The organism is Halomonas sp. G11, assembly GCF_001663515.1.
In the GTDB taxonomy this organism is placed as follows: Bacteria; Pseudomonadota; Gammaproteobacteria; order Pseudomonadales; family Halomonadaceae; genus Vreelandella.
Genome location: NZ_LYXG01000023.1, coordinates 212,583 through 228,277, shown reverse-complemented (window position 1 = coordinate 228,277; position 15,695 = coordinate 212,583). Strand labels below are relative to the sequence as shown.

The following is a 15,695-nucleotide window of genomic DNA, read 5'->3' as shown; positions in this document are numbered from 1 at the left end:
GCCTAATGTCACTCTGCTTTTGGAGGTGTTAGCGCTGGTTAGACCTGACCGGGCTCCCAATGTGAGTTTTACGCCCTGCCATGTCGTGACACCTGTCCAAAAACGCCGCAAGGGAGAGTCAATTGCCGGACACCAGCCCCTGTTGGGCCAGCAACTCGGTCAACTGATCAACCACTTCCGGTATGCTCAGGCACGTGGTATCAAGCGTAATGGCATCATCTGCCGGCTTGAGTGGCGCCACGTTGCGATGCATATCGCGGGCATCGCGCGCCTGAATCTCCTTTAGAAGACTCGAAAGACTAGCATCCACGCCCGCTTCCTGCAACTGCTGATGGCGACGGCGGGCTCTCTCCGCCGCTGATGCGGTCAGAAATATCTTCAGGGAAGCGTCAGGAAAAACGACCGTGCCCATGTCTCGACCATCAGCCACCAGGCCAGGCGCCTGACAAAAATCGCGCTGGCGCTCTAGCAACGCCTGCCGAACAGCCGGAAGCGCCGCCACCTGAGACGCGCGCTCGCCAGCCTGCTCGGTGCGGATCGCCCGGCTAACGTCTTCGCCTTCCAACAGGGTTCGTGGCTGACCATTTTCGACGGGAAAGGCAACGTCCAATGCTTGGGCCAATTGTGCCAAGGCCGCCTCGTCATCAAGCGCCACCTGATGCTTGACGGCGGCCTGCGCCGTCAATCGGTACAAGGCCCCACTATCTAACAGATGCCAGTTCAGGCGATCAGCGATGAGCCCACTGATCGTACCTTTACCTGCGCCGCCGGGGCCATCAATGGTCAATACGGGGGGATGTTCAGCCATGCACTCCCTCCACCGATAGCGCCATCCCCACGCGTGTCACCAGGTCCACGAACCCCGGGAACGAGGTCGCCACATTGGCGCAATCATCGATCACGATATCGTCGCTTGCCCGCAGCCCGGCAATGGCAAAGGCCATCGCAATTCGGTGGTCACCCAGGCTATCGATCCGCCCGCCACCATAACTGGCCACTTGGTCGTCACCATTACCAGTAATATCAATACCGTCAGCAACGACCGTATGCTCGACGCCCAGAATGGCCAGGCCATCAGCCATCGCCTGAATGCGATCAGACTCCTTGACGCGCAGCTCTTCGGCGCCGCGTAATCGCGTGGTGCCCTTGGCGTTGGCGGCGGCAATGAATAAGGCTGGAAATTCGTCTATCGCCAATGGCACCTGGTCGACGGGAATCTCGATACCGCTGAGCGGTGCATAGCGAATACGAATATCCGCAACGGGTTCGCCACCCACTTCACGCTGATTTTCCAGGGCCAGATTGGCGCCCATCAGGTTAAGAATATTAATCACACCGATACGCGTCGGGTTGATGCCCACGTGTTCGAGCGTTATGTCCGAACCTGGGGTAATGGCCGCGGCCACCAGGAAAAACGTCGCTGATGAAATATCCGACGGCACATCGATCGGCCCTGCTGTCAGCTTTCCACCCCCCTGCAGCCAGCAGGTATCACCATCACGGGACACCGGATAGCCAAAGCCGTTGAGCATGCGTTCAGTGTGGTCGCGGGTAGGCGCTGGCTCACGCACGCGGGTTTCACCCTCGGCATAAAGGCCTGCCAGCAGCAAGCAGGATTTCACCTGGGCACTGGCCATGGGCATGTCGTAATCAATGCCTTTTAAAGCGGCGCCGCCCTTGATATTCAATGGGGGCCGCCCACCTTCCGCGGTATCGATGGTCGCACCCATCAAGCGCAACGGGTCGGCAACGCGGGCCATGGGACGCTTGTTCAGCGACTCGTCGCCGGTCAATTCGCTGTCGAATGCCTGCCCGGCCAGCAAGCCAGCAAACAGACGCATCGCGGTGCCAGAATTACCCACATAAAGTGGGCCAGAAGGCGCTTTCAGTCCCTGCATACCCACACCATGGATGGTCACGCGTCCCTGATGCGGTCCCTCGATAGCCACGCCCATTTCGCGAAACGCCTGTAGCGTGGCAAGACTGTCCTCGCCTTCCAGAAAACCCTTGACCTCGGTAACACCGTCAGCCAGTGCCCCCAGCATGATCGAGCGATGCGACATGGATTTGTCACCGGGCACGCGCAATCGGCCCTGCGCCTGACCGCCTGGCCGCACCCGGTAAGTCACCTTACCTTCTGGTTGCATATGATATTCCGCCTGATAAGTGGTTTTGTTCAATAATGTATCAAAATAGTGACGTGCATGACTGGCCCGATCAAACGTCGCAATCAGGGCATCGCTATCGCCTTGCTCAACGGCCTTGCGCAATCGGGCAAGGCCCGCTTCAAAATCATCCAGCGACGACAGTACCGCCTGGCGATTGGCGATGAAGATATCGCGCCACATCACCGGGTCACTGCCCGCAATGCGGGTAAAGTCACGGAACCCGCCGGCGGCGTAACGAAAAATATCCAGCCGATCATCCTGACGAGCCAGCGTGTCGACCAATGAAAATGCCAACAGGTGCGGCAAGTGGCTGGTACGCGCCAGCACATGGTCGTGGTGCTCAACGCTCATTTCCAACACATCGGCACCACAAGCCGCCCATAGGGCCGAAACCCGCGCCAAGGCCGCCGCATCAACGTCAGGTTCCGGGGTCAAGATCACCTTGTGATGGCGATAGAGATCGGGGTTGGCTGCCGACACACCACTTTTTTCTGAACCGGCAATCGGGTGTCCCAGCACCATATTGGCAGGCACGCCACCAAAAACACGCTCGGCACAGGCGCGAATCGCCGCCTTGGTGCTGCCCACATCGGTGATCACCACATCGGGAGCGGCCTTGGACAATGCGCCAGCCAGCGTTCTCATGACCGTTTCCATCGCCAGCACAGGCACGGCGAGCACGATAAGTGACGCATCAGTCACCTGATCGCCAAGCTTGGTGCCGCCGCTGTCAATCAAGCCCATCTCGATGCCCCGGGCAATTTCATCGGGGTTAGGATCACAGCCGACTATCTGACCCTCAAACCCGGCAGCACGCAGTGCCGAGGCCAGTGATCCACCAATCAGGCCGAGTCCGACAATCAACAACCGCGACTCATCGATACCAGCCCCGGCGGGCACCTTTTCACCCACTGACGTCACAATACGCCCTGAGGGTAGGACCCCAGCACGCGCAATTCCGCTGCCCGCAATTGGACTTCTTCCAGCACGGCGGTGACGCGGGGCTCATCACGATGGCCCTTAAAGTCGATGAAGAAGACATAATTCCACACCCCGGTACGCGAAGGGCGCGTCTCCAGGCGGGTCATGTCGATTTGGTGACGATGGAACGGCTCGAGCAGATCATGGAGGGCACCCGGCTGGTTGCGCATGGCCACCACAATCGACGTCTTGTCTTCTCCCGACATGGGTACATCTTGATTGCCGATGATTAAAAACCGTGTGGAGTTGTCCGGACGGTCTTCAATCTTTTCTGCCACGTGCTCAAGGTTGTAGAGTTTGGCGGCCATGTCACCGGCAATCGCAGCACTGTGCCATTCGGTTTTCACCAGCTTGGCGGCTTCGGCATTGGAAGCAACCGGGACTCTTTCCGCATGAGGAAAGTGGGCGTCAAGCCATTTGCGACACTGGGCAAAGGACTGAGGGTGGGAATAAATACGCGAAACTTTATCCCGCCGGGTCGTTTCGCTGACCAGTAGGTGGTGATGGATGCGCAGGACCACTTCACCGCAAATACGGATCGAGGAATCCATGAAGGTGTCAAGCGTATGGTTGACCACCCCTTCGGTCGAGTTTTCGACCGGCACGACGCCGTAGTTGACGGCACCGGCCTCAACCTCGCGGAACACCTCATCAATGGCAGCCATGGGCAGGCTGATGGCGCTTTCCCCGAAGTGCTTCAATGCCGCCTGCTGGGTAAAGGTCCCTTCCGGGCCCAGGTAGGATACCTTGATGGGCTTTTCCAGTGCCAGGCAGGCGGACATGATCTCGCGAAACAGACGCGCCATTTCCTCGGCGTCCAGGGGGCCTTTGTTCAACGCCATGATACGGCGTAGCACCTGGGCTTCGCGCTCGGGTCGGTAGAACACCGCCTCTTCATCCTCGGCAAGCTTGATATGCGCAACCTGCTGAGCGCAGTCAGCTCGCTCGCTGATCAAGCGCAGAATATCATCATCCAGTTGGTCAATACGCTGGCGCAATGCGTCCAGGTTGATCGACGTGTCGGCCATGGTGATCAGCCCCTTCGTTGTTCGAAATCTGCCATGAAGGCAATCAAAGCGTCCACCGCTTCCTCTGGCACGGCGTTGTACAGGCTGGCGCGCATGCCCCCCACGCTGCGGTGCCCTTTTAGGTTCAGGAGCCCCGCCTCATCGGCCTCTTTCAAGAAGGCGTTATCAAGCCTGGCGTCTTCCAGCACAAAGGGAACGTTCATGCGCGAGCGGTTATGACGTGCAATCGGATTGCGGTACAAGTCGCTGGCATCGATGGCGGCATACAGTTTTTGAGCCTTGCGCTGGTTAATCGCATCCATCGCCTCCAGGCCACCGACATCCGCTTTCAACCACTTAAAGACAAGCCCCGCCAGATACCAGGCATAGGTCGGCGGCGTGTTGACCATCGACCCCGCCTCGGCAAGCAACTGATAGTCAAACAGCGAGGGAATGGTGGGCTGAGCGTTACCCAGCAGGTCATCGCGCACAACAACCAGGGTCAATCCCGCCGGACCAATGTTTTTCTGCGCACCTGCATAAATCACCCCGAACTGACTGACGTCCCGCGGCCCGGAAAGGATGTTGGATGACATATCACAGACCAGCGGTACGCCGGCGCCATCGTTACGCTGCACCTGTGGCGTGTAATCAAACTCCAGTCCGCCAATCGTTTCATTGGCGGTATAGTGCAGATAGGCCGCGTCGTCACTGATCTTCAAAGCGTCTGCCGCAGGCACCGCCGTATGGCCATTCGGCTCACTACTTGCTGCCACATGGCAGTCAAAACCCAGCCGCTTGGCCTCGTTGAGCGCCTTCTTGCCCCAGATACCGGTTTGAATGAAGTTGCCTCGCCCCCCTTGGCCCAAGAGGTTCATCGGCAGCATGGCAAACTGGAGGCTGGCGCCCCCCTGCAAAAACAGCACCTTGTAGTTGCTGGGAACCCCCAGCAGCTCACGCAGATCGGCTTCCGCCTGTTCGGCGATTGCCACAAACTCATCGCTGCGATGGCTCATTTCCATCACCGACAAGCCGCGACCCTGGTAATCGAGCAGTTCGTCGCGGGCTCTCGCCAGCACGGCTTCGGGCAGGGCTGCAGGCCCCGCACAAAAATTATAACGACGTGTCATCGGCTCCGGCATCCTGTGCGTCATTATGGTTGGCGTCGTCTGTCTGCGCCTCTTCCAGCGTCTCAAAATCGCCTTCTTCGGGCTCTTCGACACGCACGGTTTTAACCAGCTTTTCTTCTTTACCGAGACGAATCAGCATGACCCCCTGGGTATTACGCGACGTGGTCGAGACTTCTTCCACGCGTGTGCGGACCAGCGTGCCGCGGTCGGTGATCAGCATCATTTCGTCACTGTCATAGACCTGCATGGCCGCCACCAGCGAGCCGTTACGCTCGCTGGTCTGCATGGCAATCACACCCTGGCCGCCACGACCGCGAAGCGGGAAGGCTTCGAGACGGGTACGTTTTCCATAGCCGTTCTCGCTCGCGGTGAGAATATAGATATGGCCCGCGTCTGATTGACCGTCGACAACACTGTCCGAGGTATCGTCTTCACCGTCATCAATCTGCTGCGTCTTGGGAATGATCAGGCTGATCACTTCCGCATTGTCTGCCAGGCGCATACCACGAACGCCACGGGCCGTTCGACCCATCGCCCGCACATTACCTTCCTCGAAGCGGATCGCTTTGCCGTTGGAAGACAGCAGCATGGCATGATCGGAACCCGACGTGATCGCCGCGCCCACCAAGCGATCACCCTCTTCCAAGTCAATCGCAATCAGGCCGACGCTACGCGGACGCGAGAACTGTTCAAGGCTGGTACGTTTGACCGTCCCCTGGGCGGTGGCAAAGAAGATGTAGTGATCAGGGTCATAGTCGCGCACTGGCAGGATAGCGTTGACTGCCTCACCTTCCTCGAGAGGCAACATGTTGACCAGCGGCTTGCCACGTGAGCCACGGCTCGCATTAGGCATTTCGTAGACTTTAAGCCAGTACACCTTGCCACGGTTGGAGAACAGCAGCACCGTGTCGTGGGTCGACGCCACCAGCAGGTGCTCGATCACGTCTTCGTCTTTCATGGCCGTGGCAGACTTGCCGCGACCGCCGCGACGCTGGGCCTGGTAATCGGAAAGCGGTTGCGTCTTGGCGTAGCCTGAACGCGAGACCGTCACCACCATATCTTCTTCGGCAATCAGATCTTCGATCGACAGATCGAGATGGCTGGCCTGAATTTCGGTGCGCCGGTCGTCGCCAAACTGGTCGCGCACGGCATGCAGCTCTTCACGGATCACTTCCATGAGACGATCCGGCGAGGCAAGAATCTCGGTCAGCTCGGCAATTCTTTCCAGGATGGAAAGGTATTCATCCAGCAGCTTCTCGGTTTCAAGGCCGGTCAGTCGGTGCAGACGCAGCTCCAGGATGGCCTGCGCCTGGGCCGGGGATAACCGGTACTCGGTCGCGCTGGGATTAAGGCCAAAACCTTCTTCAAGGTCTTCAGGCTTGCACGAGGTGGCCCCTGCGCGCTCCAGCATGCTGGTCACCTGACCTGGCTGCCAGACGTTGGCCAGCAGCTTATCCTTCGCCTCGGACGCGTTGGGCGAGGCCTTGATGAGCTCAATCACCTCATCAATATTGGAAATCGCAACCGCCAGGCCTTCAAGGATGTGACCGCGCTCACGGGCCTTTTTCAGTTCAAACAGCGTTCGCCGAGTCACCACTTCGCGGCGGTGGCGGATAAACGCTTCGAGCATCTGCTTGAGGTTCAACGTGCGTGGCTGGCCGTTTTCAAGCGCCACCATGTTGATACCGAAGACGTTCTGCAGCTGCGTCTGGGCGAAGAGGTTATTCACCACGACGTCGCCGGACTCACCGCGCTTGATTTCGATCACCACCCGCAGGCCGTCCTTGTCGGACTCATCGCGCAGCTCGGCGATGCCTTCGATCTTTTTCTCTTTGACCAGCTCGGCGATCTTTTCGATCAAACGCGCCTTGTTAACCTGATAAGGCAACTCGGTAATGATGATGTGATCACGACCGGTTTTATCGTCATGCTCGATGGTGTGACAGGCGCGCACGTAAACACGCCCACGCCCCGTGCGATAGGCATCCAGGATGCCCGCACGGCCGTTGATGATGCCACCGGTGGGGAAATCCGGACCGGGGATATACTGCATCAGGTCATCGACGCTGAGCGTATAGTCATCGATTAACGCCAGACAGCCGTCGATCACCTCGCGCATATTGTGGGGCGGAATATTGGTCGCCATCCCCACGGCAATCCCCGAGGACCCATTGATCAACAGGTTGGGCACCTTGGTGGGCAGAACGTCGGGGATGCGCTCGGTACCGTCATAGTTATCGACCCAGTCGACGGTATCCTTTTCCAGGTCGGCAAGCAGCTCATGGGCCAGGCGCGCCATGCGCACCTCTGTGTAACGCATGGCGGCCGCATTGTCGCCATCGATCGAACCGAAGTTGCCTTGACCGTCGACCAGCACATGGCGCATGGAAAAATGCTGCGCCATGCGAACGATGGTGTCGTATACCGCACTGTCACCGTGCGGGTGATATTTACCGATCACATCGCCGACGACACGCGCCGACTTCTTGTACGGTTTATTCCAGTCATTGTTCAGTTCATGCATGGCAAACAGCACACGCCGATGAACAGGTTTCAGACCGTCGCGTACGTCAGGTAACGCGCGGCCGATAATGACACTCATCGCATAGTCGAGATACGACTGTTTGAGCTCGTCTTCAATATTGACGGGCAAGATTTCTCTGGCGATGTCACCCATGAAAGTCAGATCCTTTGCACTGCATTGGCACTGCGAGAGTTGAAAGCGCTTATAAATACGGCCTGAAAAGACACAGCATAGCGGCGCCCAAATAATTCCCCATCATACCACTGCATTTGCATCAAGGGCAGTCAGTCGCCATGCCGAGACGTTTCAATCGGCAAATATCGACTTGTCGACGGTTAACGCATCGAGTGTCTCGCGGACATTGCCGTCGATGGGGCTTGCCTTGTTGGCCCGCACGTCCAGCAACACAAAGGTAAGATCCGCTTGGGCCACCACACGGCCATCTTTTCGACGAATCTGGTGGTGGCATACCGCACTTCGATCACCGACATCGACAATCCCTGTCATCACCACCAGATCATCGCCTTGAACGGCGGCGGCACGGTAATCAATATTTAAATTCACCACTACAAACGCCCGCCCGGCGGCGTGCAGTTCGTTCATGAGCGCGGGATGTTCATCGAAAAATGCCCAGCGTCCTTCTTCCATGAATTCCAGGTAGCGGGCATTGTTTACGTGCCCATAGCCATCCAGATGATACCCACGCACACGAAGCTGGGTACGCGACACTGATTCGATCGACATGGATCCTCCTAAAATTGTCTCGGTTGATGACGATGGGGCTGACCGGCTTGATATAATCAGCACGCGCTTAATCAAACACAGGTTTGAAACAACCGCAACAACGAACCACTTGGCGACGATGCTGGTAGGAAAGCGCCGCTTTCGACATAATGTGCCACCTTTTACACAGGACAGGCGACATGTGGTTTAAACACCTGCACTTATATCGCGTACACAGCGCTCCTGAACTCAGTCATGAAGCGCTCAGTGAGGCACTGGATGCTCACGCAGCCGCCCCCCTGGGCAATGCCGACGCCCGCCGTCTTGGCTGGACGGCGCCTGCCGGACGGCTGGGCAGCGGCCAGCGTCTGCATGAAATCCAGGGACACCGACTGCTCTCGGCCTTGCGTCAGGAACGCCTGCTACCTGCTTCGGTGGTCAAGGAAGACGTCGACGAGCAGGTGGCAAGCATTGAGGCCAGCGAAGGCCGCAAGGTGACCCGCAAGGAAAAAACCGCCCTCAAGGAACAAGTAACCGAGGAGCTGTTGCCGCGCGCTTTCGTGCGCAGCCAGAAAATTGATGTCTGGTGGGATACTCGCCGCCAGCTAATCGGCGTCAATGCCAGTTCACGAACCCGGGCGGAAGATATTCTCGATCTGTTGCGCGAATCCCTGGGCACCTTGAGCGTTACGCCGCTGGCCTCCCAGACGCTGCCCATGCGAGCCATGACGACCTGGCTTGGCGACCCCGCCAGTCGACCCGCCGATCTCCAACTGGGCGATCAGGTAGAACTGAAGGCCAAAGGCGACGATGGCGTACTGCGTGCCCGGCAGGTCGACCTGGACAGCGATGAAATCCAGCAACTCCTCGAGAGTGGTCGGCAAGCCAGTAAACTCGCCATTCACATCGAAGGTCGCCTAAGCTTGGTATTACACGATGACCTGGCACTCAAATCGCTACGTTTTGGTGATGCGCTGATTGAAGAAGCCGACCAGGCCGACGATGGCGATGACGCGCTCGCCCGGCTTGAGACCGACTTCATTCTCATGGCAAATGCCCTGTCTGACGACATCGTCCGCTTGATGGAATGGCTTGGCGGTGAAGTACAACGAGAACCAGCACAGCAAGAACCAGCACCGGCTTGATAAAGTGCCGATACACGGTCAACGGCTATTGCTCATACATTTGATTTTATTGAAGAAATCTTACGGATCGCATGACACATCACAATAACGCTTCGACTGACCCGATGCCCTCAGACCCTTGGGCGGATATTCGTCCTTATATGGATCATGAAGTGGCGGACGTGCTCGCCAAGCTTTCGCGGGATAACGAGCTGCTGAATGCGCTTACCCGCTTTCGGCTACCCCGCCTGGCTCGCTGGGCACCGCCTCTGGCGCGTGCCATCGCCAGTCACGCAGTGCGCCGGGAAGTCAAGGACGTCACCAGCGTGCGTGAATTCCAGATGCGCATTGCCAGCTATATGGTGCGCATGATTCGCACTACCACCGATGCCTTCGAGGTGACGGGGCTTGACAAGCTCGACCCCGCCAGCGCCTATTTATTTATCGGTAATCATCGGGATATTTCGCTGGATCCGGCTTTCGTCAACTATGCCCTTTACCAGGCAGACCGGGACACTGTACGTATTGCGATTGGCGACAACTTATTGAAAAAGCCCTATGTCACTGACCTCATGCGGCTCAACAAAAGCTTTATCGTGCCCCGCAGCGCACGCGGCAAGCGCGCCATGCTGGCCGCGTACCAGAAGCTCTCGGCCTATATCCGCCATTCGGTTACCGAAGATCAACACTCGATCTGGATGGCGCAGCGGGAAGGTCGGGCCAAGAACGGTATCGACCGGACCGATCCTGCGATTATCAAAATGCTGACCATCGCCAGTCGTACCAGCAACCGTGACGTTCAATTTGGCGATGCCATTGCCGAGCTCAAGCTTGTGCCCGTGTCGATCAGTTACGAATATGATCCTTGCGATCTGCAAAAAGCCCAGGAACTTCACGATATCGACACCAAGGGCCACTACGCTAAAAGCGAATTCGAAGACATCAGCTCCATTGTGGCGGGCATCACCGGCACCAAGGGCCGTGTTCAACTGCGCTTCGGCACCCCTGTGGGAGCCGATATGGCCACCCCCGATGAAGTCGCTGCTGAAATTGACCGGCAGGTGATTGGCGGTTACCGGCTTTTCCCCAGCCATTACCTGGCACTTGAAGCCCTGGGAGACGCCCCCGAGCTGGTGGCCCGTCGCACCATTACCCGGGAAGACAGGGATCGCTTCAACGAGCGGCTGGCAAGCGTACCGGAAGCCCTGCGCCCCTACTGGCTGGCACAATACGCCAACCCGGTAAAACACAAGGCCGGACGTTTGACCCACTAAGATCACACGCCATGCTCATTGGCTGAAAAAATGCTATTGTCGGGATAGTTAGTGGTCTCGCTCGACGCCCTGCTCGTCGCGATTTAAAGGAGAACCCCATGTCCGCTTCAGAAATTCAGAAAACACGTATCATCAATGAGCTACGCGGCTTTATCCGCAAGCTGCTGCAAGACCCAAAGATTCTTGAGCAGTCACTGGCCATCGCCCGGGAAGAGTTGGTTGAAGGCAACAGCCCCGCCGTCATGGCGCGCATTGCCAACCAAATATCGGATACCACCAGCGTGCATATCCCGGAAGACCCCGCCGAACATTCAGAAGCGGATAAGTTGTTTCTAGAGCTCCTGCGCGAAGTGGTTCAAGAGGAACAGGCACTCTATTAGTCAGTCGCCTGAATCACCTCGCTGTTATATCTTTTTGTTAATGCCTGATCGGGATCTTCGTTCATCATGTCAACTACCTCCTCGCGCCGCATTCTGGTTACCAGCGCGCTACCTTACGCCAATGGCGCTATCCATCTGGGCCATTTGCTTGAATATATCCAAACCGACATTTGGGTGCGCTTTCAGAAAAGTCGTGGTCAGGAATGCTATTACGTCTGTGCCGACGATGCGCACGGCACCGCTATCATGCTGCGTGCCGAGCAGGAGGGCATTTCCCCTGAAGCATTAATCGACCGGGTGTCACACGACCATCAAGCCGACTTTGCCCGTTTCGGCGTAGCCTTTGATAACTACCACTCCACGCATTCCGATGAAAACCGCCATTACAGCGAACTGATCTATCAACGCTTACGCGATAAAGGCCATATCGCCACGCGGGAAATCGAGCAGATGTTCGACCCGCAGAAGGGGCTGTTTCTCGCCGACCGGTTTATTAAAGGCACCTGCCCCAAATGCGGCGCGGACGATCAGTATGGTGACAACTGCGAAAAATGCGGTGCCACCTATACCCCAGCCGAGTTGATAAATCCGGTCTCGGCGATTTCCGGGGCCACGCCCGAAGTCCGCAGCTCCACGCACTACTTCTTCAAGCTGCCGGACTTTGCCGATTTCCTGCAGCGCTGGATTAATGACGGCCATGTGCAGCCGCAGATCCGCAACAAGCTGATGGAGTGGTTTGAATCGGGCTTTAACGAGTGGGATATCTCCCGGGACGCCCCCTATTTCGGCTTTGAAATTCCCGATGCCCCTGGCAAATACTTTTACGTCTGGCTGGACGCGCCGATCGGTTACCTGGCGAGCTTCAAGAACCTCTGCGAGCGTGAAGGCATCGACTTCGATAGCTACTGGGAAAAAGATTCGGACGCCGAGATCTATCACTTTATCGGCAAGGATATTGTCTATTTCCACGCGCTGTTCTGGCCGGCGATGCTCGAGGGCGCGGACCTGCGAACGCCCACCGCCGTTAACTGCCACGGTTTTGTCACCGTGGACGGCGCCAAGATGTCGAAGTCACGGGGCACCTTTATCAAGGCGGCCACCTACGCCGACTACCTGAACCCTGAATACCTGCGCTACTACTTCGCCGCCAAGCTGACGTCGAAGGTCGATGACCTTGACCTGAACCTCGACGACTTTGCCGCCCGGGTTAACGCCGATCTGGTGGGCAAAGTGGTCAACATTGCCAGCCGTTGCGCCGGTTTTGTCAAAAAGCTGGGGGGCGGTCGCCTTTCAGGCCATTGCAGCGAGCCGCAGATGGTCGCCCGCTTTATTGCTGCTGGCGACAGCATTGCCCAGGACTTTGAAGCGCGCGAATTCAGCCGCGCGATGCGCCACATCATGGAACTTGCCGACGAGGCCAATACCTATATTGCTGAAAAAGAGCCCTGGGTGCTCGCCAAGCAGGAAGGCCGCGATGCCGAGGTGCTCGACATCTGTTCGGTGGGTATCAACCTGTTCCGTCAACTGATGGTTTACCTTGCGCCGGTCGTTCCCAGCATGGCCGAGCAGGCCAGAGTCTTCCTGAATGTCGAGTCACTGGACTGGGAGAGCCGTCAAACGGTGCTTGTCGACCATGACATCAACAAATTCAAACCCCTCATGCAGCGCATCGAACGCGACAAGATCGACGCCATGATCGATGCCTCAAAGGAGGATATCGTGGAAGAGCAAAAGCTTAAGGAAACCCCCAAGGGTCCCTTGACAGACGACCCCATCGCGGCGGAAATCAGTTTCGATGAGTTTGCCAAGGTTGACCTGCGCATCGCGCGGATCGCTAGTGCTCAATACGTCGAGGGCGCGGACAAACTGCTTCAACTGACGCTCGACCTGGGCGGCGAAACACGCAATGTCTTTTCGGGTATCCGCTCCGCCTATTCCCCGGAAGCGCTGGAAGGCCGTCTAACCGTCATGGTCGCCAACCTCGCCCCGCGCAAAATGCGCTTCGGTGTATCGGAAGGCATGGTGCTGGCGTCGGCCAACCAAGACGGCATCTATCTTCTCTCGCCGGACTCTGGTGCGGAACCGGGTCAGCGGGTCACCTAACCAGGTATCGTGCAGTTAAAGGGGCAAGGCACTAGCCTTCGCCCCTTTTTTATAAGCGCTTATTTAATACCCATACACTTTTGGTTCGCTCTATGCATCTGCATATTCCACGCTCTTTGCGTTTCCGCTTTTTCGCTGCTCTTGGCGGATTACTTGTCTGTGCAATCGTTGCGTTGGCCGCTATCAGTACATTGGTCATCTTTCCGGTATTGCAGGCTGAAGAACGTGGGGCCGTAAAACGAGAATTAGATCGCGTTGAGCGCAGCTTTCAGCTTGAACAGCAGCAACTTCTTGCCCAAGTGCGTGACTGGGCTCATTGGGATGATACCTATCAGTTTGTCCAGGGCGACTACCCTCGTTACAAAGACGTCAACTTCAGTCAAGAAATGTTCGAGGATATGCGCTATCAGTTGATGGCGTTTTTCAATAAGGCGGGAGAAGTCTACTTTTTAGCCGGTATTAACCCGACGACTGGAAATTACCAAACATGTACAACCCCTAACGATGAGTGTGCCTGGATGGAGTCGTGGGTTAACCGCATGCAGGCAGCCATTGAAGAGGATAAAGCAGATCAAAGCGCTATCTACGCTGACCAGGAACCTGTAATGGTGAGCTCCACCCCCATTTTGCGTACCGATAAAAGTGGCTCACCGGCGGGATGGCTATTTAAGACGCGCAACTTGGACGACGAATGGCTGAGTTTCATGGAAGAATACACGGGGCTGCCTATCAACCTGAGCCTTATCCCGGGGGCAGCCTCAAGCAGTGATGCTTTCAGCTTCTCTGGCAATACCGTTCACGCCGAACGTTACTTACCCATCTATAGCCCACTTACCCCCGCTTCATTAGGAATAGGCATAGAGCTCAATCGCACCAGCTATTTAACTAGTTTGACCACCTTTCGCTATGTGCTGTTGTGGACGGCTGTCCTAATGGTTCTGGTCATTGCCGTGGTACTACTGCTGCTTGAGAAAATTGTGCTTAGGCCGTTGCGCTTACTCACCCAATTTACTCAGCAGTTGGATATACACGAGACGGATGTACATAAGCTCACCAGACGAAACGACGAAATAGGGTTGCTGTCACGAGCGTTTCAGGAACATCTTACCTGCCAGCAGCAGCTCAATGAGGAACTTTTGACACTCTCCACCCATGATGCATTGACCGGACTACCCAATCGGCGGCTGTTTGACCAGCGCCTTGAAACTGCCTTTAACGAAGCCGATGCCACTTCAGGTTCGCTTGCCGTGATGATGCTGGATATTGATCACTTCAAACTCTACAATGACCACTACGGGCATCCCGAAGGGGACGTTTGCTTGCAACGTATTGCCGACGCCATGCATAGCCTCGCCCAAACGAGAGACTTTTTCATTGCCCGTACCGGCGGAGAAGAGTTCTGCGCCCTGCTTCCCCACACCTTGCCCGATAAGGCCAGGGACATCGGGGAACAGCTCTCGGCGGCGATCGACGACTTACAGATTCCCCATTCAACCTCGCCAGTTAAACCGTTCGTCACAATAAGCGCCGGCATTGCCATGCTCCAAGACGCTAAATCCCAATCGCCGAGTGCGGTGGTCAGTTGCGCTGACCAGGCCCTCTATCTCGCAAAGGAAGCCGGTCGACATCAGGTTGTATTATTCAGACAGCCGCTAGCCAGCACCGAGATTTCTCCGCACAATACGTCACCATGAATGAGCTCTTTGTGATCTTGGTCAGCACGGCACTGGTCAACAACTTCGTGCTGGTGCAGTTTCTTGGTTTATGTCCGTTTATGGGTGTTTCCAATAAACTTGAATCAGCGATGGGCATGTCGCTGGCCACCACCTTTGTACTGACCCTGGCCTCCGCCGCCAGTTTCGTGGTCTACCATGGCCTGTTGGTGCCCCTGAACGTCACCTATTTACGCACCATCAGCTTTATCGTGGTGATTGCCGCCGTGGTCCAGTTCACTGATATCATGGTGCGCCAGCTAAGTCCCTTGCTGCACCGTGTGCTGGGTATTTTTTTACCCTTGATCACCACCAACTGCGCGGTACTTGGCGTTGCCCTGCTGTCGCTTAATCGTGATCTGAGTTTTATTGCTACCACCCTTTATGGACTGGGCGCCGCGGTCGGGTTTTCCCTGGTGCTGGTACTGTTTGCCGCCATGCGCGAACGCCTCGCCGCGGCGGATACACCCAGGCCTTTCAAAGGTGCTGCCATCGCCATGATCACGGCCAGTTTGATGTCACTTGCCTTCATGGGCTTTTCTGGCCTGGTCCAAGGATAGGTGCCGTCA

The 15,695-nt window shown here is 56.8% G+C and carries 12 protein-coding genes; 6 read left to right on the top strand and 6 right to left on the bottom strand.

Features of this window, described 5'->3' with window-relative positions:
- Positions 1-118: 118 nt before the first annotated feature.
- The 6 genes from cmk to ADS46_RS11925 form a co-directional block, all read right to left on the bottom strand.
- Complete coding sequence (gene cmk, locus ADS46_RS11950) at positions 119-808, bottom strand: (d)CMP kinase (RefSeq protein WP_066320447.1); 690 nt, start codon at positions 806-808, stop codon at positions 119-121.
- Complete coding sequence (locus tag ADS46_RS11945) at positions 801-3,089, bottom strand: bifunctional prephenate dehydrogenase/3-phosphoshikimate 1-carboxyvinyltransferase (protein WP_234346822.1); 2,289 nt, start codon at positions 3,087-3,089, stop codon at positions 801-803. Before ADS46_RS11945 ends, cmk begins: the two co-directional genes overlap by 8 nt.
- Positions 3,086-4,177, bottom strand: coding sequence for a prephenate dehydratase (gene pheA / locus ADS46_RS11940; protein WP_066320446.1), 1,092 nt, complete (start codon positions 4,175-4,177; stop codon positions 3,086-3,088). The genes ADS46_RS11945 and pheA overlap by 4 nt, the downstream gene beginning before the upstream one ends.
- A gap of 5 nt (positions 4,178-4,182) precedes the next feature.
- Entirely contained in the window at positions 4,183-5,286 is a 1,104-nt protein-coding gene (gene serC, locus ADS46_RS11935) for a 3-phosphoserine/phosphohydroxythreonine transaminase (protein ID WP_066320444.1), read from the bottom strand.
- On the bottom strand, positions 5,270-7,963 hold the full coding sequence (gene gyrA / locus ADS46_RS11930) for a DNA gyrase subunit A (RefSeq protein WP_066320443.1): 2,694 nt from the start codon (positions 7,961-7,963) through the stop codon (positions 5,270-5,272). The genes serC and gyrA overlap by 17 nt, the downstream gene beginning before the upstream one ends.
- Before the next feature lie 153 nt (positions 7,964-8,116).
- Positions 8,117-8,554 (bottom strand): acyl-CoA thioesterase, encoded by a 438-nt coding sequence (locus ADS46_RS11925; RefSeq protein ID WP_066320440.1) that lies wholly within the window; start codon positions 8,552-8,554, stop codon positions 8,117-8,119.
- Positions 8,555-8,733: 179 nt separating this feature from the next.
- Here ADS46_RS11925 and ADS46_RS11920 point away from each other — a divergent pair, with 179 nt between their 5' ends.
- The 6 genes from ADS46_RS11920 (at position 8,734) to rsxA (ending at position 15,686) form a co-directional block, all read left to right on the top strand.
- The gene (locus ADS46_RS11920; protein WP_066320439.1) at positions 8,734-9,678 is read left to right on the top strand and encodes a recombination-associated protein RdgC; all 945 of its coding nucleotides are present in this window, start codon (positions 8,734-8,736) and stop codon (positions 9,676-9,678) included.
- Positions 9,679-9,749: 71 nt separating this feature from the next.
- Positions 9,750-10,931, top strand: a complete 1,182-nt coding sequence (locus ADS46_RS11915; protein ID WP_066320438.1) for a 1-acyl-sn-glycerol-3-phosphate acyltransferase — start codon at positions 9,750-9,752, stop codon at positions 10,929-10,931.
- 98 nt (positions 10,932-11,029) lie between these two features.
- A complete protein-coding gene (locus ADS46_RS11910) occupies positions 11,030-11,311 on the top strand; it encodes a hypothetical protein (RefSeq protein ID WP_066320437.1) in 282 nt (93 codons plus the stop codon).
- 66 nt (positions 11,312-11,377) lie between these two features.
- Positions 11,378-13,414 (top strand): methionine--tRNA ligase, encoded by a 2,037-nt coding sequence (metG, locus tag ADS46_RS11905; RefSeq protein ID WP_066320435.1) that lies wholly within the window; start codon positions 11,378-11,380, stop codon positions 13,412-13,414.
- A gap of 92 nt (positions 13,415-13,506) precedes the next feature.
- Positions 13,507-15,108 carry a diguanylate cyclase domain-containing protein gene (locus ADS46_RS11900; RefSeq protein WP_066320433.1) on the top strand — a complete coding sequence of 534 codons (1,602 nt, stop codon included), beginning with the start codon at positions 13,507-13,509 and terminating at the stop codon, positions 15,106-15,108.
- Positions 15,105-15,686 (top strand): electron transport complex subunit RsxA, encoded by a 582-nt coding sequence (gene rsxA / locus ADS46_RS11895; protein WP_066320431.1) that lies wholly within the window; start codon positions 15,105-15,107, stop codon positions 15,684-15,686. The genes ADS46_RS11900 and rsxA overlap by 4 nt, the downstream gene beginning before the upstream one ends.
- Positions 15,687-15,695: the final 9 nt, after the last annotated feature.